Origin of the sequence: Methylobacterium sp. P1-11 (assembly GCF_008329595.1) — a bacterium.
Lineage (GTDB): Bacteria > Pseudomonadota > Alphaproteobacteria > Rhizobiales > Beijerinckiaceae > Methylobacterium.
On record NZ_NPKS01000002.1, the window covers coordinates 339585 to 360160 of the forward strand.

19 protein-coding genes are annotated in these 20576 nt (G+C 69.1%); 4 read left to right on the top strand and 15 right to left on the bottom strand.

Going from position 1 to position 20576, the window contains the following annotated elements:
- Positions 1-8: 8 nt before the first annotated feature.
- Positions 9-527, bottom strand: a complete 519-nt coding sequence (locus CIW48_RS03855) for a DUF4186 domain-containing protein (RefSeq protein WP_348645120.1) — start codon at positions 525-527, stop codon at positions 9-11.
- On the opposite strand from CIW48_RS03855, the gene CIW48_RS03860 reads away from it, so the two are divergent.
- Together CIW48_RS03860 and CIW48_RS03865 are read left to right on the top strand one after the other, a co-directional pair.
- Positions 438-1193 carry a DUF72 domain-containing protein gene (locus CIW48_RS03860; RefSeq protein ID WP_149309323.1) on the top strand — a complete coding sequence of 252 codons (756 nt, stop codon included), beginning with the start codon at positions 438-440 and terminating at the stop codon, positions 1191-1193. The genes CIW48_RS03855 and CIW48_RS03860 overlap by 90 nt on opposite strands.
- A gap of 605 nt (positions 1194-1798) precedes the next feature.
- Positions 1799-3277, top strand: a complete 1479-nt coding sequence (locus CIW48_RS03865; protein ID WP_149309216.1) for a PAS domain-containing methyl-accepting chemotaxis protein — start codon at positions 1799-1801, stop codon at positions 3275-3277.
- Between the two features lie 638 nt (positions 3278-3915).
- Here CIW48_RS03865 and hpxZ read toward each other — a convergent pair.
- The 11 genes from hpxZ to CIW48_RS03920 all read right to left on the bottom strand — a co-directional run bounded on the left by hpxZ (position 3916) and on the right by CIW48_RS03920 (position 14277).
- Positions 3916-4314, bottom strand: a complete 399-nt coding sequence (gene hpxZ, locus CIW48_RS03870) for an oxalurate catabolism protein HpxZ (RefSeq protein WP_173009169.1) — start codon at positions 4312-4314, stop codon at positions 3916-3918.
- Entirely contained in the window at positions 4315-5496 is a 1182-nt protein-coding gene (locus CIW48_RS03875; protein ID WP_149309218.1) for an amidase, read from the bottom strand.
- Entirely contained in the window at positions 5493-7109 is a 1617-nt protein-coding gene (locus CIW48_RS03880) for an ABC transporter ATP-binding protein (protein WP_149309220.1), read from the bottom strand. The genes CIW48_RS03875 and CIW48_RS03880 overlap by 4 nt, the downstream gene beginning before the upstream one ends.
- Positions 7106-7933, bottom strand: a complete 828-nt coding sequence (locus CIW48_RS03885; protein ID WP_149309223.1) for an ABC transporter permease — start codon at positions 7931-7933, stop codon at positions 7106-7108. The genes CIW48_RS03880 and CIW48_RS03885 overlap by 4 nt, the downstream gene beginning before the upstream one ends.
- A 2-nt stretch (positions 7934-7935) precedes the next feature.
- The gene (locus CIW48_RS03890; protein WP_043755366.1) at positions 7936-8907 is read right to left on the bottom strand and encodes an ABC transporter permease; all 972 of its coding nucleotides are present in this window, start codon (positions 8905-8907) and stop codon (positions 7936-7938) included.
- Positions 8908-8911: 4 nt separating this feature from the next.
- Positions 8912-10531: an ABC transporter substrate-binding protein gene (locus tag CIW48_RS03895; protein WP_149309224.1), complete on the bottom strand. Its 1620-nt coding sequence runs from the start codon at positions 10529-10531 to the stop codon at positions 8912-8914.
- Between the two features lie 380 nt (positions 10532-10911).
- A complete protein-coding gene (locus CIW48_RS03900) occupies positions 10912-11679 on the bottom strand; it encodes an amino acid ABC transporter ATP-binding protein (RefSeq protein ID WP_149309226.1) in 768 nt (255 codons plus the stop codon).
- Positions 11672-12328, bottom strand: coding sequence for an amino acid ABC transporter permease (locus tag CIW48_RS03905; protein WP_091775598.1), 657 nt, complete (start codon positions 12326-12328; stop codon positions 11672-11674). Before CIW48_RS03905 ends, CIW48_RS03900 begins: the two co-directional genes overlap by 8 nt.
- Positions 12325-12978 (bottom strand): amino acid ABC transporter permease, encoded by a 654-nt coding sequence (locus CIW48_RS03910; RefSeq protein WP_149309229.1) that lies wholly within the window; start codon positions 12976-12978, stop codon positions 12325-12327. The genes CIW48_RS03905 and CIW48_RS03910 overlap by 4 nt, the downstream gene beginning before the upstream one ends.
- A 45-nt stretch (positions 12979-13023) precedes the next feature.
- Positions 13024-13854 carry a transporter substrate-binding domain-containing protein gene (locus CIW48_RS03915; protein WP_149309231.1) on the bottom strand — a complete coding sequence of 277 codons (831 nt, stop codon included), beginning with the start codon at positions 13852-13854 and terminating at the stop codon, positions 13024-13026.
- A gap of 3 nt (positions 13855-13857) precedes the next feature.
- A complete protein-coding gene (locus tag CIW48_RS03920; protein ID WP_149309327.1) occupies positions 13858-14277 on the bottom strand; it encodes a RidA family protein in 420 nt (139 codons plus the stop codon).
- A gap of 63 nt (positions 14278-14340) precedes the next feature.
- Between CIW48_RS03920 and CIW48_RS03925 the strand changes: the two genes are divergently transcribed.
- Positions 14341-15897 (top strand): PLP-dependent aminotransferase family protein, encoded by a 1557-nt coding sequence (locus tag CIW48_RS03925; protein WP_197739342.1) that lies wholly within the window; start codon positions 14341-14343, stop codon positions 15895-15897.
- 34 nt (positions 15898-15931) lie between these two features.
- Here CIW48_RS03925 and CIW48_RS03930 read toward each other — a convergent pair whose 3' ends face one another.
- Positions 15932-16948: an LLM class flavin-dependent oxidoreductase gene (locus tag CIW48_RS03930; protein ID WP_149309233.1), complete on the bottom strand. Its 1017-nt coding sequence runs from the start codon at positions 16946-16948 to the stop codon at positions 15932-15934.
- Positions 16949-17239: 291 nt separating this feature from the next.
- Between CIW48_RS03930 and CIW48_RS03935 the strand changes: the two genes are divergently transcribed.
- Complete coding sequence (locus tag CIW48_RS03935) at positions 17240-18526, top strand: hydantoinase/carbamoylase family amidase (protein WP_149309235.1); 1287 nt, start codon at positions 17240-17242, stop codon at positions 18524-18526.
- Positions 18527-18537: 11 nt separating this feature from the next.
- Here CIW48_RS03935 and CIW48_RS03940 read toward each other — a convergent pair whose 3' ends face one another.
- Together CIW48_RS03940 and CIW48_RS03945 are read right to left on the bottom strand one after the other, a co-directional pair.
- Positions 18538-19857, bottom strand: coding sequence for a dihydroorotase (locus CIW48_RS03940; RefSeq protein WP_149309237.1), 1320 nt, complete (start codon positions 19855-19857; stop codon positions 18538-18540).
- Between the two features lie 13 nt (positions 19858-19870).
- Positions 19871-20551: an aspartate/glutamate racemase family protein gene (locus tag CIW48_RS03945; protein WP_149309239.1), complete on the bottom strand. Its 681-nt coding sequence runs from the start codon at positions 20549-20551 to the stop codon at positions 19871-19873.
- Positions 20552-20576 lie beyond the last annotated feature (25 nt).

Here is a 20576-nt window from a genome sequence, read left to right on the forward strand (position 1 = left end):
TGGCTGCGTTACGCGCCCTCGACGTTCTGAGAGCGCAGCCAGCGTGCGATGGCGGCGACCGCATGTGCCTGCTCGGCAGCGGTCAAATCCCGCCCCGCAGGGATGGCGTACCACTTGGCCAGACAGCCGCGGCAGCAGGTTGCGGTCGCATGCTGTGCCGTGAAGACCGGGTGTCCACGAAAGGGCGTCTGCTTGCCTTCGTTCCTGGGCTCGGCCGGCGCAAGGCGTCGCCTCACGAAGTCCCGTGCATGCTCCAGAACGATCGGGAGGCCCTTCTCCCGCAAATAGGCTTGGTCGGCGGCCGCGAGGCGAAACCGCCGCCGAAATGCGGATTGCGGGAGACGATGGAAGACCTCTTCAAGCGCTCGCATGCACACAGGGACCCGATCACCCGCCGCCCCTCTGCCCGGCACGGCTTCGACGCCGTATGGTATCTCATGCTGAGACCGGACCCCATTGCTGTCGGAACCGCGGGCTGGAGCCTGCCGAAGGCCTATGCGCCTCACTTCCCGGAGGCCGGCAGCCATTTGGAGCGATACGCGCAGCGTTTCTCCGCAGTTGAGATCAACACGTCCTTCTATCGACCCCATCGGGTCTCGACCTACGAGAAGTGGGCCGCGGCGGTGCCGGACGGGTTCCGCTTCGCCGTGAAGGTGCCGCGGGCGATTACGCATGAGCAGCGCCTGACCGGCGCGGACGAACTCCTGGCGCGCTTTTCATGGGAGGTCGCGGGCCTGGGGCCGAAACTCGGGCCGGTGTTGCTTCAGCTCCCGCCGAGCCTGGCTTTCGACCGAACATCCGCCGAGCCTTTCCTGGTGGCCTTCAGGCGGCGCTTTCCAGGCGACATCGTCTGTGAACCGCGCCACGCCACCTGGCTTGCCGAGGACGTTGACAAACTCTTCTCCGGACTTGCGATCGCCCGCGTCGCCGCCGACCCCGCGCCGGCTCGTGGCGCCGACATCCCGGGTGGGTGGACGAACCTGGTCTATTACCGGCTCCACGGCTCCCCACGCATGTACCACTCCGCATATGAAGCGCCCGTTCTCAGCCAGATGGCCACGCACCTGCACCAGCAGGCGGCTCAAGGAGGCCGCGCCTGGTGCATCTTTGACAACACCGCAGAGTTTGCAGCCACCGGCAATGCTCTGGACACCCTTGCGCTCATAACGTCGAGCAGGCCCTGCACGCCCTGAATTCCAGGCGGAGCATCGGCCGATCAGAAATCATCCGGCTTCGTTCATGAATTCCGGGGCAGCGCCTGCGCGGTGGAGGAAAGCGGCTGTGTGGGGTGTCCCGTGAGGTCGAGCGGAGTGGGCACGTTCGTGCATGGTGTGCCGCAGGGCAGCCTTCCTCGATTCGGGCAATGATTGGCTCTGTCCGGGCTCGCGCCCGGTGCAGTCGATCGGGTCACGCGTGGTTGCATCGCTGCGCAGTCGCTCTGTCCTGGCGCCTCCGTCCCGACGGCCGACGCTTGGTCGCCCGCTCGGAGTAAAAGGCCACCCTCGACCACGGCCGGCCGACGGCACGAAGTCGGGTGCGCGCCAGGACCGCGTGCGGTGCCGCTGGACTGGATCCCGGCAACGCACTGGCGGCGCCGAATGTCCGGCGACCTTCGGCATGACAGGAAATGTGCCAAAGGCTTTCGGCCCATCACCACAGGCGCGGGAATGACCGAAAATTCGACCGAAAAATCGTGGGATACCGCAGATTTTCGCGGATCCCGATGAATTCACGGCAAGTCGGCCCGGATAATTTGCTTCCCTCGACGGCGGTCAGCCCGTCGCGCGAGGGGAAGACAATGCTGTTGCCTAACGTCAAGCTCAATTCAAAGCTGCAGGCACTTGACGCCTCGCAGGCGCTGATCGAGTTCGACCTCGACGGCAAGGTGGTGACGGCCAACGCCAACTTCCTGACCGCCGTCGGCTACGGCCTGGAGGAGATCCAGGGGCAGCATCACTCCATGTTCGTCGACCCTGCCGAGCGCGAGGGCGAGGCCTATCGGCGGTTCTGGGCGGCGCTGCGCCGAGGTGAACACCAGGTCGCCGAGTACAAGCGCATCGGCAAGGGCGGGCGCGAGGTCTGGATCCAGGCGAGCTATAACCCGCTCGTCGGGCGCAACGGCAAACCCTACGGCGTGTTCAAGTGTGCCACCGACATCACCGCGCAGAAGCTGCGCAACGCCGACAACGAGGGCAAGCTCGACGCCCTCGACCGTTCCCAGGGCATCATCGAGTTCGACCTCAACGGCACGGTCATCACCGCCAACGCCAACTTTCTCGCGGTCGTCGGCTACAGCCTCGACGAGGTGCGGGGCAAGCACCACTCGATGTTCGTGGACGCGGCCGAGCGGGAAGGCGAGGCCTACCGCGCCTTCTGGGACGGGCTTCGTCGGGGCGAGTTCCAGCAGGCCGAGTACAAGCGCATCGGCAAGGGCGGACGCGAGGTCTGGATTCAGGCCACCTACAATCCCGTCCGCGACGCCGCCGACCGCCTCGTCAAGGTCGTCAAGTTCGCCACCGACGTCACCGAGGCCGTCGCGGAACGGCTGCGACGAGCCGAACTTCACCGCGGCATCGACCGCGATCTCGACGGCATCGCCACGTCGATCTCGCGAGCCTCGGAGCAGGCCGTCGGCGCGGCGAGCGCGGCCGAGCAGGCGTCGGGCAACACCCAGGGCGTCGCTGCCGGCGCCGAGGAGCTTGCCTCGTCGGTCGGTGAGATCGGCCGGCAGGTCAACCGCGCCCTGCAGGTCACCGGGCGCGCCGTGGAGCAGGCGAACGCTACCTCGACCGTGGTGGCCGGGCTCGCCTCGGCGGCCCAGCGCATCGGCGACGTGGTCGGGATGATCTCCGGCATCGCGTCGCAGACCAACCTCCTGGCGCTCAACGCGACCATAGAGGCCGCCCGCGCCGGCGAGGCCGGCAAGGGCTTCGCCGTCGTGGCGGCCGAGGTGAAGGAACTTGCCGCGCAGACCGCCAAGGCTACGCAGAGCATCGGTGGCCAGATTGCCGAGACGCAGGACGCCGCGAACCGGGCGGCCATCGCCATCTCGGGCATCGGCGAGACCATCGGCGAGGTCAACGAGATCTCGTCCGCCATCTCCGCCGCCGTCGAGCAGCAAGCCGCGGTGGCGCAGGAGATGTCGGCCAACATGCAGGCGATGACGGGCGCGGTTGGCGAGATCAGCCGCAGCGTCGGCCTGATCGCCACCTCGACCCGGGAGGTGGATGCCTCGGCACGTCTCGTCCGCGACGCCTCGCGCAGCATGGCGGCCTGACGGCCGTCCACCTGTCATCCTGACCCGAGCAGAGGGGCGGTGGACGCGCTCCTGCGCGAGTTCCTGACCGCGTAACGCGGGATGGGGGCCTCTCCACCGTCGGGGTCGTGCGCGGTTCCGTGGCCGCGCGGCGACCGAGCTGCAGGCAACGCCTCCGGCATGAGCGGCATCGCGACCGCGACGGCCCGTCAGGCAGAGGCCGACACCGCGGCGGATGAGCTCGGTGCCGCGGTCGCCGCGATCGGGCGTCATGTGGCCGGCTCTGGAGATTTGCGGGCCAGAGCAGCCATAGTGCTCCTCCGTGATCCGAAAACCATCGCCTCACAGCACCGGCCACCACACCGATCCCGTCCGGGTCAGACTGAACGGCAACAGCTCCAGTCCGATCCGACCAACCGCCGTCCGCCCGCCTTCGAACGAGGACGCATCGGGTATTCAACTTAAGCCGATAAAGAACCGATGCCTGGCGTCAATTCAGAATGAGTTTCTAGCGCGCGCAGCGTTTTGTAGCGAGACATCAACCGCCTCCACTTGGAGGCCGTCGGGCCCAGGCGATAGTCACGTGCATTCGAGGCGCCGCCCGATGAAGGTTTTCCCGGCGCCGCAGCGAGGCGGTGATCTACCTGCGCATCTATGAATTAGCCTGCAACCGGCATGATCGACACGTGAGCTGACACCACCTTCCAACCGAGGTCGGGCAAGCGCATCCAGGTCTGGCTCTGGCGCCCGATGCCGGGCTTGCCGCGCGGCTTGAACTCCAGATTGACGGTTGCGACGTCGGTCCCGAGCGTCAGGATCTCCAGCCGGATCCGCGCCTCCTTGGTACCGCCCGGCGGCGGATCGGCCGCCACGCGGGCGGCGTGGACCTCGGCAAAGCCATAGCAATTCTCGCCCAGGGCGTAGCGGATCGTGTGCGGACTGTCCCAGAAGGTCGCGTCGAGGACAGCGACATCCTTCTCGACGAGCGCCTGCTCGTAGCGCTCGAACAGGGCCGCGATCTCGGCCACGACCTCGGGACGGTTGACGGTCACGTCCATTCAACCCTCCAGGGCGACCGCGATGCGGATCAGATCGAGGTCGGTCCCGCGCGCGCCGAGGATCGAGAGGCCGACCGGAGCGCCGTCGACCCGTGCGCCCGGCAGATTGACCTGCGGGACGCCGGTGAGCCCGCCATGGCTCGTCAGGCAGGCAATGCGCTCGCGCAGGGGATGCAGCGCGCCGAGCGGCAGCCCGCGCAAGGGCGCCGGGAACGGTGTGGTCGGGAGGCACAGGATCGTGCCGGGGGGCAGGAGCCGCGTGAGGCGGGCCCTCGCCTCGATCCGCATCAGGCTCGCCGCGCTGCGCTCGGCGTCGGTCATCATCGAGCCCTGGATCAACGAGCGGGCGACCGAGAAGGCCAAGCGTGGATTGCAGGCATCCAGCCAAGGCTCGAAGGTCTGCCACGCCTCGCTGCTCTGCAGGACGCGCTGCGCCCGTTGCCAGACGGACAGGCCCTGCGGCGCCATCGTCACATCGCGGCGATTGCCGATCAGGGTGGCCAGACGGTCGATCTGCGGGGCCAGCGCCTCCTGGACCGCGGCGTCGGCGAAGCCGAGCGCGTCGGCGGCCACGAGGAGCGTGTGGGGCAGGTGGTCCGGCATCGCTTGGCCGAACAGAACCTCGCCGACCTGCGCGAAGGTCACCGCGTCCCGGGCGAACCAGCCGCAGGTATCCGAAGTCGGCGCCTGGGCACAGATCCCGGCGAAGTCGATCCGGCCGTGCGTCGGCCGGATGCCGTAGAGGCCGCAGAAGCTCGCTGGCACGCGCACGGAGCCGCCGGTATCCGTGCCCAGGGCGAAGTCGCAGGCGCCAGCGGCCACCGCGGAGGCCGATCCGCTGGACGAGCCTCCGGGCACCCGGTCCGGCATCGCGGGATTGAGCGGCGTGCCGTCGTGAGCGTTCTCGCCGAGGATGCCCAGGGAAACCTCGTCGGTCACCGTCTTGCCGATGACCGAAGCACCCGCATCGAGCAGCGTCTGCACCACGCCGGCATGGCGGGTCGGCGTCGGGTAGACGCGTGGCCAGTCCGGGTTGCCGCCCCCCGTAGGGGCATCCGCGACATCGATCAGGTCCTTGACGGCGAAGGCGAGGCCGGCGAGCGGCCCCGTCGCGGATCCGGCGACGCGGATGCGCGGCCCGGGCAGGAACGGGTCCGTCGAGAGGGGCTGCGCGGTGGTCATGCGGGGATCGGGTCCTGCCATTGGGCGCCGGGCACGGCGGCGAACAGCGCCTTGGTGTAGGGGTGCTTCGGCGCGAAGAAGATCTCGGACGTCGGCGCGACCTCGACCACCTGACCGGACCGCATCACCGCGATCCGGTCGCAGACCTGCAGCGCGACCCGGAGGTCGTGGGTCACGAACAGCATGCTGAGGTGGAGCCGCGCCTTGATGTCGGCGAGCAGCGCCAGGACCTGCGCCTGCACCGAGACGTCCAGGGCCGAGACCGGCTCGTCGGCCACCAGGATTTCGGGCTTCATGGCGAGCGCCCGGGCGATGCCGATCCGCTGGCGCTGGCCGCCGCTGAACTCGTGCGGGTAGCGCTGCGCCGCCGCGGGATCCAGGCCGACCAGCGCCAGCATCTCGCACGCCTGGACACGCGCGATCCCGGGTTCGGTGCCGTGGATGATCGGCCCCTCGGCGACGATGTCGACCACGCGCTGGCGCGGATCGAGGGAGCCGTAGGGGTCCTGGAACACCATCTGCACGCGCCGGCGGTGCGGGCGCATCTGGCGGCGGCTCAGTTCGGCGACGCTGTGCCCGGCCAGGAGGATCTCCCCGCCATCGACGGGCATCAGCCGGGTGATCGCCCGCGCCAGCGTGCTCTTGCCCGAGCCGCTCTCGCCGACGAGACCCAGGGTCTCGCCCCGTCGCAGCACGACGTCCACGCCGTCGAGGGCTCGGGTGACGCGGCCGCCGAACAGGCCGCGGGCGCCGTAGGTCTTCTCGACCTGCCTCGCCTCCACCACCAGGGGGGCGGTGCTGGCGGCCCGGCGCGGCGGCGGCGCGAGCTTCGGCACGGCGGCGATGAGGGCCCGCGTGTAGGGATGCTTCGGCGCCCCGAGGACCGCGGCTGCGGGCCCCTGCTCGACCAGGACGCCCTTCTGGAGCACCGCGACCGTGTCGGCGATGTCGGCCACGACGCCGAAATCGTGGGTGATGAACAGGACGCTCGTGCCGTGCTCGCGCTGCAGGTCGCGGATCAGAGAGAGGATCTGCGCCTGCGTGGTAACGTCGAGCGCCGTGGTCGGCTCGTCGGCGATGAGCAGCCGCGGGTTCAGCGCCAGCGCCATGGCGATCATCGCGCGCTGGCGCTGGCCGCCCGAGAGCTGGTGCGGGTAGGAGCGCAGGAGCCGGGCCGGGTCCGGGAGGTGGACGCTCGCGAGGAGCGCGAGGATGCGCGCCCGGCGGTCCGCGCGCCCGAGCGTCGTGTGGATGCGCAGGACCTCGTCGATCTGCCGCCCGATCGTGTGGAGCGGGTTCAGGGCCGTCATCGGCTCCTGGAAGATCATCGCGATGCGCGCCCCTCGGACGCCGCGCATCTGACGCGGCGGGATCACCGCGAGATCCGCCCCTTCGAACTGGATGCGCCCACCGGCCACGCGCACCCGCGGCCCCGGAAGCAGACCCAGGATCGCGCGCGCCACCATCGACTTGCCCGACCCGCTCTCGCCGATCAGGCAGGTGACCGCGCCGGGCCGCAGGACGAGATCCAGATCGGTGACGGCGTTCGGCCGATCCGCACCGCGTGGGAGCGTGATCGTCAGCTTCTCGATCTCGAGGACGGCGTCGCTCATCGCTCTCGGAGCCTCGGATTCAGGACCTCGTTCAGGCCGTCCCCGACGAGGTTGATGGCGAGGACGGTCAGCAGGATCGCCAGCCCGGGGAATGTGCAGATCCACCACGCAGACCGGAGGACCGCGCGGCCCGAGCTGATGATCAGGCCCCAACTCATCACGTTGGGATCGCCGAGGCCGAGGAAGGCGAGCCCCGCCTCGATCAGGATCGCGGTGCCGATCAGGAGCGTGCCGACCGCGATGATCGCCGAGGTGCAGTTCGGCAGCATGTGGCGGAAGACGATGCGCGCGTCGCCCGCCCCCAGGCCGTCGCAGGCCAGCACGAACTCGCGGCCGCCGAGCGCCACGAACTCACCCCGTACGAGCCGGGCGATGCCGGGCCAGGAGACGGCCACGATGGCCACGACCTCGCTGAAGAGCGACGGCGAGAGGATCGCCACGATCAGGATCGCCAGCACGAAGGCGGGGATCGTCTGGAAGAACTCCGTGAGCCGCATCAGCGCGACCTCCACACCGCCCCGGTAGTAGCCGGCCAGCCCACCGATCAGGGTCCCGAGCAGGATCGCCGCCCCGGTCGCGCTGAGGCCGATGATCAGGGAGGTGCGGGCGCCGTACGCGATCTCGGCGGCCACGTCCCGGCCCAGCGTGTCGGTGCCCAGCAGAAACTGGCTGCCCGGCGGCTGGAGGGCGGGGCCGACGAGCCGGAACGGATCGCCCGGATAGAGGAGCGGCGTGAGCGCCACGAGGGCGACCAGCCCGAGGAGCACCGCCGCCCCCGCGAGCGCGAGGCGGTTGCGCGCGAACCGCGCCAGAGCCGTGCGCATCGCTAGAGCTCCAGCCGCGGATCGAGGCAGACGTAGACGAGGTCCACGGCGAGATTGATCACCACGACGAGGCAGGCCGAGACGAAGAAGATCCCGAGGAGCAGGTTGAGGTCGCGCGACTGGAGCGCGTTGAAGGCCAGCGTGCCGACCCCCGGCCAGCCGAACACCGTCTCGACCACGATCGAGCCGCCGATCAGGTTGCCGGCCTGCACGCCCGCCATGGTGACCACCGGCAGCAGCGCGTTGCGCAGGACGTGCCCGGTCATCACCCGCGCCTCGGTCTGGCCCTTGGCGCGGGCGGTGGTGACGTAGTCCATGCCGACCTGCTCCAGCACGGAGGCGCGCATCACCCGGGCGTAGACCGCGAGGTAGAACAGCGCGAGCGCGACCGCCGGCATGACGAGGTGGCGGCCGACGTCCCAGACCTCATCCCAGCCCTCGTTGTCGGCGCCGACCGTGTCGTAGCCGCTGGTGGGCAGCCAGCCGAGACGGATGGCGAAGACCACGATCATCATCAGTCCGAGCCAGAAGCCCGGCGTCGCGTAGGCCACGAGGCTGACGAGGGAGATGACCGCGTCGCGCCACGAATTGCGCCCGGTCGCGGCCACGAGGCCGAGGAGCGTGCCGATCAGCAACGCGGCCGCGAAGGCGGTCAGCATCAGCAGCCCGGTGGGCCAGAGCCGGTCGACGATCAGGCTCCCAACCGGGCTGTCGTTGCGGAACGAGTAGCCGAGATCGAGGTGGAGCATGTTGAGCAGGTAGACGCCGAACTGCGTGGCAAGCGGCTGGTCGAGGCCGAACTTGTGGCGCAGCTGCTCCATGTATTCAGGGCTGGCCGCCCCGCTCTCGCCGGCCAGCACGGAGGCCGCGTCGCCGGGCGCGAGGTGGATCAGGAAGAAGTTGAGCACGACGATGCCGAGCACCACCGGGATCGCCAGCAGCAGCCGGTAACCGAGGAAACGCGCGAGCCGCACGGGACTACTTGTCCATCCAGGCCCGCTCGAAGGCTTGCTGGGTTCCGAGGGGGCCGGTCGTGTGGTCCTTGAGGCGGCGGTTGAAGACGCTGACGTACTGCACGTCGATGAGCCAGATCATCGGGCTGTCCTCCGCCAGGATCTGCTGGACTTTCTTGTAGAGCGCGGCGCGCTTCTCCGCGTCCGGCTCGCGCGCGCCCTCGCCGAGCATGCGGTCGACCTCGGGATTGCTGTAGAAGGTGTCGTTGACGAAGGTCACGCCCTTGCGGATCTGGCTGGTCAGGAACTGCTTGTTCAGCCCGTAGACGGGGTCGACGCCCTGGCTGAGGAACGGCTCGTTCAGGTCGTAGTCGTAGTTCGTGTAGACGCGCCGCAGCCAGGTCGCGGTGTCTTCCGAGCGCAGCGTCACGGCGATGCCGACAATGGCAAGTGCCTGTTTCAGGTACTCGGCCTGCCGCAGCCACTGCTCGCCGAAGGAATTCACCTCCAGGTGAAGGGCGAAGCGGGTCCCATCCGCGCCGCGCGGGGCGCCGGCCTCGTCGAGCAGCCGGTTGGCGATGTCCAGCCGGTCCGGCACGTCGTACTGGCGCACGTCGTCGGTGTAGAGGCCGGCGGTCTTGAACTTGCGGCTGAGCGGACCGGTGGCGGGCAGGCCGTAGCCGAACATCACGTCCTTGAGGATGACCTTGCGGTCGATGGCGTAGGCGATTGCCTGGCGCACCTCCTTCTTCTGGAGATGCGGGTGACGGCCGTTCAGCTCGAGGACGCTCTGGGCGGGCGTCATCTCGTAGCCCTTGGTCGTGAGATCGAGGATCGGGTTGGTCTTCATCCGTTCGAGGTCGGCGTAGTTCACCGCGCTGTAGCCGGCGAAATGGGCCTCGCCCGCCTCCATCGCCGCCGAGCGCGTGGCCGCATCCGGGATGAACCGGGCGACGATCCGGTTGAGATACGGCAGACCCGGCTTCCAGTAGTTTTCGTTGCGGTCCAGGCGCACAGACTGGCCCCGCTCCCAGCTCACGAACTTGAAGGGGCCGGTCCCGATCGGCTTGTTGGCACTGGGGTTCTGGAGGACGTCCGTGCCCTCGAAGACCGAGCGGCACAGGATCGGCAGGTCGCGCCCGGAGAGCGCCTTCATGATGTAGGGCGCCGGATTGGCGAGCCGCAGGATTGCGGTCATCGGGTCCGGCGTGTCGACGGCGACCAGTTCCGCGAGCATGACCGGCGCGATCGGATTGTACTTCTTAAGGATCTCCATGAAGGAGTACTGCACGTCGGCGCTGGTGAACGGCTTGCCGTTGTGGAAGGTCACGCCGTCTTGAAGCTTGAACGTGATGGTCTTGCCGTCGGGCGCGACCTCCCACGACTTTGCGAGGTTCGGCTGCGGGTTCTGGTCCCAGTCGTAGGTGCACAGCCCCTCGTAGACCTGCGTGGCGATCGGCGGGATGTTGCCCGCCGACACCGCGTAATGCGCCAGGGTCGAGGGCTCCGGATGGACGATCATCACCATCGTCCCCCCGCGTTTCGGCTCGGCGGCGCGCGCGCCGGTCGCCGCCGCTGCGAGGCCGAGGGGAAGCGCCAGAATTGTGCGGCGGGAGAGATCGGTCACGTTGGACGTGCGGGACAAGCCAAGAAACTCCTGAAGCTTCTCATCGCACAGCAAGGCGCATGCCACTCAGGCGAGGAAGCCGACAACATCTTCACAACTATCGGTTGAGGCTTCTCATCCAGAACGTGGTCACGCCCGGGTGACCGTGAGGCGTCGAGCACGCAACTTTATCTGGCCCGGAGCGCGGGAGTGGAACTGACTGTTCTGTGCAGGACTTTTCGGCAACTTGCCTTCTCATCCGCGCCATCGAGGCTCTCCATCGAAGATTGTCGCGGCGAGCAGGCGAGACCGGATGCTTGTCTTTCGAGGATGTTTCCATCCAATTTCAGCAAACACAACCATCTGTGCGGCGGCGCTTGCTCAAGAGGACACCGGGCCGCGAGAGCCCACGGCGTCGATCAATTTCGAAAGATGAACCGCCTGGCTCGGTCGGACTGCGGATTGGTGAAGAAGTCCGTCGGCGCAGCAACCTCCCGGATGCGCCCCCCGTCCATGAAGACGATTGTGTCGGCGACCTCACGGGCGAAGCTCATCTCATGGGTTACGACCACCATGGTCAGCCCCTCCCGCGCAAGCTCGCGAATGACGCAAAGCACCTCTCCGACCATCTCGGGATCGAGGGCGCTGGTCGGCTCATCGAAGAGGATGACCTTCGGCCTCATGGCGAGCGCGCGACTGATGGCGACGCGCTGCTTTTGACCGCCGGACAGCGTGTGCGGGTAGACGTCGGCCTTCTCCATGAGGTTGACGCGCGCCAGGATCGCGCGGCCCTCCTCCTCAGCCTCTCGCTTGGGACGGCCGAGGACGTGGACCGGCGCCTCGGTCACGTTGCCGAGCACGGTCAGATGCGGCCAGAGTGCGAAGTGCTGGAACACCATGGCGATGCTGGTTCGCGTGGCGGCCAGTTCGCGCCGTGCCATCGGCTTCGCGGCCCTGCCATCCCCGCTCCGGCCGATGAGCTTGCCATCGATGCGGATGGAGCCCGCGCTCGGCTGCTCAAGCCAGTTGAGACAGCGCAGAAAGGTCGACTTGCCCGAGCCGCTTGGCCCCAGGATGCAGGTCGTCGTACCGGGCGCGAGGTCGAGGTCGATGTCACGCAGGACCTCGAACCCATCGAAATCCTTGCACAAACCCCGCACCGAGATCGCGGCGTCGGTCTCAGCCATAGCGTACCTTCCTCACCCGCTCCATGCGGCGCACGCCCGCCTCGACCACGAACGACATGAGCAGGTAGAGGCCGACCGCCGCGGCGAACGGCGCGAACGGCGTGAAATGGTTGGCACTGACGAAGTTCGCCGCGAAGGTCAGTTCCTGCACCGTGATGATCATGAGGAGCGCGCTGTCCCGGATGGTCGTGATCACTTGGTTCCCGATCACCGGGGCAGCGGTGATGGCGACCTGGGGCAGGATGATGCGCCGGTAGATCAGGCTGCGGGACAGGCCGAAGGCGTGCGCCGCCTCGATGTTGTCCGGAGCAACCGCGAGGAACGCCGCCCGGAAGATCTCCGCGAGGTAGGCCGTCGTGTAGACCGTGAGCGACATCAGTCCGGCCCACCAAGGATCGAGTCTGAGGCCGAGCTCGGGCAGGCCGTAGTAGACGACGTAGGCGAGCAGCAGGAACGGCACGCACCGCAGGAGATCGACGACCTCACCGAACAGGCGGCGCAGCGGAGCCGGTGCCTCCGTGAGGACGACGGCGCCGAGGATGCCGACCGGGATGCTGAGCAGGAGGCAGCCCAGCACAAGCGACAGGGTGTTGGCCGCCCCCCACAGGAAGACGTCCCGGCTCTCCCAGACGACCAGAAGTCCGTTCACGGGCGCACCAATCCGAAGCGCCGTGCGATCCTGCGCTCGACGACGCGCTGGCCACGCACGAGCGTTGCGATCAGCGCGGTGTAGATGAGCGTCGCGACGAGGAAGGGAGGCAGCGGCTCGTAGGTCTCTGCGCCGACCCGGCCGGCCGCGCGGGTGATCTCCACCACCCCGATGACTGCAACGGCCGGGGTGCACTTCAGGAGGATCGTGACCTCGCTGACCAGGGGCCCGAGATTGGCCCGCCAGATCTGCGGGAAGACGATGCGGATGAAGGTCGCTCGCTTCGACAGACCGAAGGCGGTGGCCGCCTCAAGTTGATCCCGGGGAAACGTCAGCAGTGCCGAGCGCCAGATCTCGCTGCTGAACGCCGCCGTATTCAGCGTGAGCGCGACGATGGCGGCCGGAGCCGGTTCAAGCTCCAATCCGGCCGCCGGCAGGATGAAGAAGACGAACAGGACGAGCGTCACGAACGGCGTCGCCCGGACGAGGCTGACGAAAGCGGCGAGAAGACCCGCGACCACGGGGATGCGGCTCGCGCGCAGGAGCGCGAGCAACAGACCCAGGGGCAGGCTGAACATGATACTGACCGCGGCGAGCGCGGCGGTGACCACCGCGCCGTCGAGGATGGTGCGTATCGCTGGCCACGTCATGGCCGTCACTCTCCGCGTCCGGCTCTATCGTCCCGCGCTCCCAGGCTACTTGGTCGGTGCGGACGGCAGGTCCTTGAAGGCGCGGCCGAGCCACTTCTCCTGCAGGGCATAGAGCTCTCCGCTTGCCCGCACCTTCGCCATGAACTGGTCGAGGTAGGCCAGGAGGCTGTCGTTCCCCTTGGCGACGGCCCAGGCCGCATAGGTTGGCGCGCCGACAGCCTCGCCCATCCTGAAGCGCTTCGGCTGGTCCTTCGTCAGGCTGACGAGGTTGACGACGCCGTTGATCACGTAGTCGAGCCGGCCATTGGCGAGATCCTGGTAAGCCTCCGGCAGCGAGGTGTACTGCACCACCTTGCCGAGCTTGCCGCCGGTCTTCGCGAGCGTGGGTTCGAGATCGGCCAGGGCCGCGTAGGACGCGCCGCCGGACTGCACGCCGACCGTCTTGCCGGCCAAGTCGGGGACGCCCTTGATCCGGGTCTCGTCAGCGCGGACCACGTAGTATTGCGTCGCCTCGGCGATCGGCATCGTGAAGGCGAGGCTCTGGACGCGATCGGGGGTGATGACGGCCGCCGTCAGGGCCACGTCGTACTTCCCGGTCGCGACGCCGGCCAGAAGCCCCGTCCAGGGTATGATCTGCTGGTCGATCTTGAACGGCGCCTCCTTGCGCAGCAGCGCGAGGAGGTCGTGGTCGAGGCCCATCGGCTTGCCGTTCTCGACGTACTCGAACGGCTTGTAGCTGTCCTCGGTCGCGACGACCATGGACCCCTTGGTCTTGATCTCGTCGAGGCTCGCCGCAGAGGACGGTGACGCCCCGAAGCTCAAGCTCAGCGCCGCCGCGGTGGCGATGCCGATGATCCTGTCCCGAACGGAAGCCATGGCTCAGTCCTTTTGCGCGCTCGACGGAAGGGATGGCGCATCGCCCCGGCGGGCGATCAGGTCGATCTCGACCAGGGCGTCGTAGGCGAGCCCCGTCGTGCCCACGCAGGTTCGCGCCGGCAGGCGGTCATGCGGGAAGAAGGACTTGTACGTGGCGTTGAACGCCGCGTAGTCGCGCTTGAACTCCGTCAGGAAGGCGCGCGCGACGACCACGTGCTCCAATCCCAGGCCGAGCCCGGCCAGGACCGTTTCGAGGTTGGCCATCACGTTGCGGGTCTGCGCCTCGATGCCGTCCGGCAGCATGCCGGGATTGGCCGGCGTGTCCGGCATCTGCCCCGTGACGAAGACGAAGCCGTCGGCCTCGACCGCGTGGCTGAAGGGAGCCACCGGCTGCGGCCCGCCGGAGACCATGTGGAACAGCATGGCAGATGGGGCTGATTGTGTCTTCGGCACCGCGATCTCCGTTCCGCAGGCTTGACCCGCGTGATGTCCCAGACCGAGGTTCCGGGCCGTATTGTCATGATCAAGCTAGGCGACATTGTCGGACCTGGCTCGCGGATATCGGCGGCATGGCGCTCGAATTTCGGTCGCAGATCCGGTCGGACCGAGACAATGTGTGGGACAATCGGTGCAAGGATGAGTCGACCCGAATGGACCCATGCCGTCGAGCGGACGGCCGGCGCCCGCTATTTGGCCATCGTCGGCGCGGTCGAGATCGCGCTGCGGACCGGCGCCCTGCGGCCAGGCGATCGGCTGCCGCCGCAGCGCGACTTGGCCGCGTGGCTGTCGCTCAATATCGGGACGGTCAGCCGGGCCTATGCCGAGATGCAGCGGCTGGGCCTTGTCAGAGGCGAGGTCGGCCGCGGCACCTTCCTCAACCACGTGCAAGATCCGGACGGGCCGCCGTCACTTCGGGAGCCGGTCCCGCGTCAGACCTTTATCGACCTGTCGCACAACTTCCCGGCGCATGCGATGCATCACCCTGCGCTGGCGCTGATCCGCCCCGAACTCGACGGCGCTGTCGATCTCGGAGCCCTGCTCGCGAGCCAGGTCGACGTCGGTCTTCACAGGCATCGGGCCATCGCCGCGCGATGGCTCGGTCGCTTCGGGATCGAGGCCGAGGCCGACGAGGTGCTGGTCACCTGCGGCGGCCAGCACGGCCTGCTGCTCTCCCTTATGGCGCTGACGCATCCGGGCGATGTCGTCCTGGCCGAAGAGCTGAGCTTCTACGGCCTGAAATCCGCGGCCGGCATGCTGGGTCGCTCGCTGGTCGGGGTCCGCATGGACCGCGAAGGCATCGTGCCCGAATACCTCGACGTGGTCTGCCGCCGAACCGGCGCGAAGGTCCTCGTCTGCACGCCGACGCTGCACAACCCGACCACCGCCACGATGTCGGACGAGCGGCGGCGGGAGGTGGCCGAAGTCTGTGCACGCCACGACGTCCTGATCGTCGAGGACGATGTCTACGGCTTCCTGCCGGACCCAATCCTGAAACCACTCGCTGCATCAGCGCCAGACCGGGTCGTGCACATCTCGAGCTTGTCGAAGCTTGCGGGCCCGGGATTGCGCGTCGGCTTCCTGCGCGTGCCCCGGCACCTGGTCTATGCTTTCGGGATCGCGCTGCGTGCGACCACGCTGATGGCATCGCCGGTCAACGCGGAATGGGCGACGCGCCTTTTGGAGTCGCAGCAGATCGATCAAATCGTCGCCGCGATGCGTGCGGAAACGCAAGCACGGCAGGCCCTCGTTGCTGGCCTCCTGCCAAGGCAAGCCGTCCTCACCCAAGCGAACGCGTACTATTTCTGCCTGAAATTGGGGAACGGCTGGTCAGCGGAAGCTTATACGCGGGCCGCGGAGGAGGCAGGGGTGGGGGTTACGCCGATCAGCCTGTTCGAGGTGTCTTCGTTGCACCAAAGCGATACCGTCCGAGTCTGCGTCAACGCAGCGCCCGATCAAGAGGCGCTTCGTGCGGCCCTGGAGAAGTTGGCAGGTTTGCTCGAGGCAGGTGCACCGCCCACGGTTCGATTCAGGGCCGCAGTGTGAGGACAGGTATCGAGCGTTCCCATCTACGGGCTGGTCATCTCCAGCCGAGGGCTGGAGCCACGTGCTTGAGGATGCTCTCGATGAGGTGAGTATTGTAGGCGACGCCCAACTGGTTCGGGACCGTCAACAGTACGGTGTCGGCCTCAGCGATCGCCTCATCGCCCCTGAGCTCATCGATCAGCCGCTCCGGCTCCGCAGCGTAGGAGCGGCCGAACACCGCCCGCATGTTGTCGATGATGCCGACTTGGTCGCTGCTCGCGCCGCGCCCGAAATAGGCATGGTCGCGGTCGTTGACGAGCGCGAAGATCGATCGCGAGACGGAGACCCGCGGCGCGCGGGTGTGCCCTGCCTCCGTCCAGGCCTCCCGATAGCGGCGGATCTGCTTGGCCTGTTGGACGTGGAACGGCTCGCCGGTCTCGTCTGCCTTGAGGGTGGAGCTTTGCAGGTTCATGCCCTGTCGTGCCGCCCAGACGGCGGTCGCGTCGGAGGCCGATCCCCACCAGATCCGATCCCGGAGGCCTTCGGAATGCGGCTCGAGGCGCAGCAACCCCGGCGGGTTGGCGAACATCGGCCGCGGGTTGGGCTGGGCGAATCCCCTCCCCTGTAGCAGGTCGAGGAAGACCTCGGCGTGCCGCCGACCCATGTCGGCATCCGTTTCGCCGTTGGCCGGGGCGAAACCAAAATGACGCCAGCCGTCGATGACCTGCTCGGGTGAACCGCGGCTGATACCGAGTTGCAGGCGCCCACCCGAAATGAGGTCCGCCGAGCCGGCGTCTTCGACCATATAGAACGGGTTCTCGTAGCGCATGTCGATGACGCCGGTGCCGATCTCGATGCGCTTCGTCCGGGCGCCTACTGCCGCAAGAAGCGGAAAGGGCGCGGCGAGCTGGCGTGCAAAATGATGAACCCGGAAATAGGCGCCGTCCGCCCCGAGTTCCTCCGCGGCGACCGCGAGGTCGATCGACTGCAGGAGGGTGTCGCCTGCGGTCCGTGTTTCCGACCGCCCGGCAGGCGACCAGTGTCCGAAGGACAGGAACCCGATCTTCTTCATCTGCGGAACCCCTGCCCTCTCGTCTGGCCGGATTGGCGATAGCCGCCACGGTTCGGTCGAGCAACAATCCCAGGCCGCGGGCCTGACCCGCGCACGGCTCGGCAACCCCCCAACCGCGACATCCCCGGGGCGCAAGGTGGCCGCGCGACCGGCGATCCGGCAGACCCAGTCTCCGGGCGGGGCGCGATGCTCCGGCTGCCGCGCTACCTTGGGGCAGCCAACAGGCCGGCACGAAAGTGGCAGAGCGGCACTGGCGGGTCCATTCCGGCTCCCGCCCGGGGAGACGTAGCGATGGACAGCGTGGCCGCTATCGAGGCAGCCGTGCGCGCGCAGCACGGCCGGGTCGAGACCCTGTTCACGGAGCTGGCCCGGTGCGGCCGGACGGACCCCGGGTTCACGCGGCCCTCCTACAGTCCGGAGGAAACCGAGGCGCACGCGGTGGTGGCGCGCTGCGCCGCGGATCTCGGCCTCGCGATCGGTCGGGACGCCGCCGCCAACACCGCGATGACGCTGCCGGGGCGGGACCGGACTCTTCCGCCGATCCTGATCGGCTCCCACCTCGACACCGTGGCCCAGGGCGGCAACTTCGACGGCGCCGCCGGCGTGGTGGCCGGGCTCGCCGCCGTCGCGGCCATCCGCCAGCTCGGCCTGGAGCCGGAGCGGGACATCACCGTGATGGGCATCCGCGCCGAGGAGAGCGTGTGGTTTCAGGTCTCCTATATCGGAAGCCGTGCCGCCCTCGGAGCCCTGCCGGACGGCGCGCTCGACGCCGCCCGGATCGACAGCGGCCTCAGCCTCGCCGCCCATATCGCCCGGGAGGGCGGCGACCCGGACGCGCTGCGCCGCGGCCCGGCCGCCCGCGAGGCCGCCGCGATCCACGCCTTCCTGGAGGTGCATATCGAGCAGGCGCCGAGCCTCGAGGAGGCCGGGATCCCGGTCGGGTTGTGCACCGGGATCCCCGGCAACGTCCGCTATCCCGACGTCCGCATCGCCGGCCGCTACGACCATGTCGGGACGCCGCGGCGCTTCCGGCGCGACGCGGCGATGGCCGGGGCCGAGATCGCCCTGGCGCTGGACCGGGTCTGGGCGGCGCGCGAGGCGGCCGGCTGCCCGATGGCCGTCACCTTCGGCCGGTTCCACACGGACGCCGCGGCGCACGGCCTGACGACGGTCCCGGGCGAATTCCGGTTCAGCCTCGACATGCGGGCCTACGCGGCCGAGGTGCTGGCCGAGCTGGAGGCGGCGTTCCTGGCGGCGGTGGCGGAGGCGTCGGCGCGCCGCGGCGTGACGGTGACGCTGGGCTCCCGCGCCGAGGCGGGCGTCGGCGCGGTCTCGCCCCGGATCCGCGACGGGCTCGCGGCGGCCGCGGACGCGCTCGGCATCGCGACCCGGCCCCTCGGCAGCCCGGCCTCCCACGACGCCGCCGCCTTCGCGAAGGCCGGCGTGCCGATGGCGATGCTGTTCGTGCGCAACGCCAACGGCAGCCACAATCCCCGCGAGGCCATGGCGATCGACGACCTGCTCGACGCCGTGGCGATCCTCACCGCGTGGCTGGTGGCGGAGACCTGCGCCGGCTGACGGGCGCCCCGTCAGCCGGCAAAGCGCGCGAGGCGGCCGACGGGCTCGCCCAGCACCACATCGTCGCGCATGACGGGCGTCCCGCGCACGATCGTGGCGACGGGCCAGCCGGTGACGTCGACGCCCGCGAAGGGCGTCCAGCCGCAGGGCGACACGATCCAGGACTCCTCGATCCTGCGGCGGGCCTTCAGGTCCACCAGGGTGAAGTCCGCGTCGTAGCCGGCGGCGATGCGGCCCTTGCCGAGGAGCCCGTAGACGCGGGCCGGCCCGGCCGCCATCAGGTCGACAAGGCGGGCGAGTGACAGCCGCCTCGCCGCGACGTGGTCGAGCATCACCGGCACCAGGGTCTGGACCCCGGTGAGGCCGGCCGGACAGTCCGGCCAGGGCTGCGCCTTGGCCGCCCGCGCGTGGGGCGCGTGGTCGCTGCCGACCGTGTCGACGGTGCCGTCACGCAGGGCCGCCCAGGCGGCCGCCCGGTGGCGCTCGTCGCGGATCGGCGGGTTCATCACGCCGAGACCGCCCAGCGTGTCGTAGCACTCGGGCGCCACCTGGGTCAGGTGATTGACCAGCACCTCAACGGTGGCGACGTCGCGGAAGTCGCGCAGGTAGGTGAGTTCCTCGGCGGTCGAGACGTGGAGGATGTGGGTCGCCCGGCCAGTCTTGCGGGCGAGGGCCATGAGGCGCCGCGTGCCCAGGAAGGCGCATTCCGCGTCGCGCCATTCCATGTGGGTCCGGTAGGGTTGGCCGCGGCTGAACAGCGGCTTGCGCGCCTGGAGCCGGTACTCGTCCTCGCTGTGGAAGGCCATGCGCCGGTGGCCGGCGCGCATCGCCCGCTCGAGATGCGCGTCGTCCTCGATCATCAGCGCCGCCGTGGAGCTGCCGGCGAAGACCTTGACGGCGCAGACCCCCGCCTCCCGCTCCAGGGCCGCGAGCGCGTCGATATTGGTCTTGGTCCCGGCCACGTAGAGGCCGATATCGCACCAGCTGCGGCCCGCAACGTAGTCGCGCTTCCAGGCGAGGCGCTCGGCGTCGGCGATCGGCGGGACGGTGTTGGGCATGTCGAACAGCGTGGCGATCCCGCCCAGCACTGCGGCCCGCGTGCCGGTCTCGATCGTCTCCACCGCGGGGTCGCCGGGATCGCGCAGGTGAACGTGGCTGTCGATCAGGCCGGGCAGGACGTGCAGGCCTGCGGCGTCGATCACCGCCTCCGCGGTTGCGCCGGCCGGGACCCCGAGGGCCGCGATGCGCCCGTCGCGGATTCCGACATCCGCCGTCTCGGAGCCCCAGGGCGTCACGCAGGTGCCGCCGCGGATCAGGAGGTCGTAATGCATGGCCGGATCCTTCTCACAGGGCCGCCCGGAGCAGCACGGCCCCGAGGGCCGCGGCAGCCGCCTGCTGGCAGGGCTCGATGACGGGACACCCGATCGCGCCCTCCACGGCGGTCCTATGGAGCGCCATGCCGGCGCAGCCGAGCACGACCACGTCGGCGCCGTCGCGCTCGACCAGGGTCCGACCGGCCGCGATCAGGCGCGGGCCCATGGCGGCGTCCGCGGTCTCGGAGGCCCGCGCCTCCACCGGCCGGCTTCCGGCATAGCGATCCCGGAGGCCCATCTGGCGCACCATGCGGCGCTGGCGCCGCACGCTGCCCTCCGACAGGGCCACGATGCCGAAGCGCTCGCCGAGCGTCAGGGCCCGCAGGATCCCCCACTCGGCGATGCCCATCACCGGGCGACCGCTTGCCGCCTCCCGGACCGCGTGCAGGCCCGGATCGCTGAAGCAGGCGATGACGAAGGCGTCGGACGGATCGACCGCCACGCGCCGGACGAGCGGCATCACCACCGAATCGGCGTCCTGCTGGGTCGCGATACTCTCCGGGCCCTCCGGCAGGTCGGTCACCGCGAGGGTGGGGCCGCCCGGCAGGCGCAGCGGCGCCAGGGCGGCGTCGATGGCGGCCGTCACCGCCCGGGACGCGTTCGGGTTGATGACGAGGATGCGCGCGGGGGCGGTGGTGTCGCGAGGCTGCACGGCGCCTTCCCTCTGTACGCGGGTC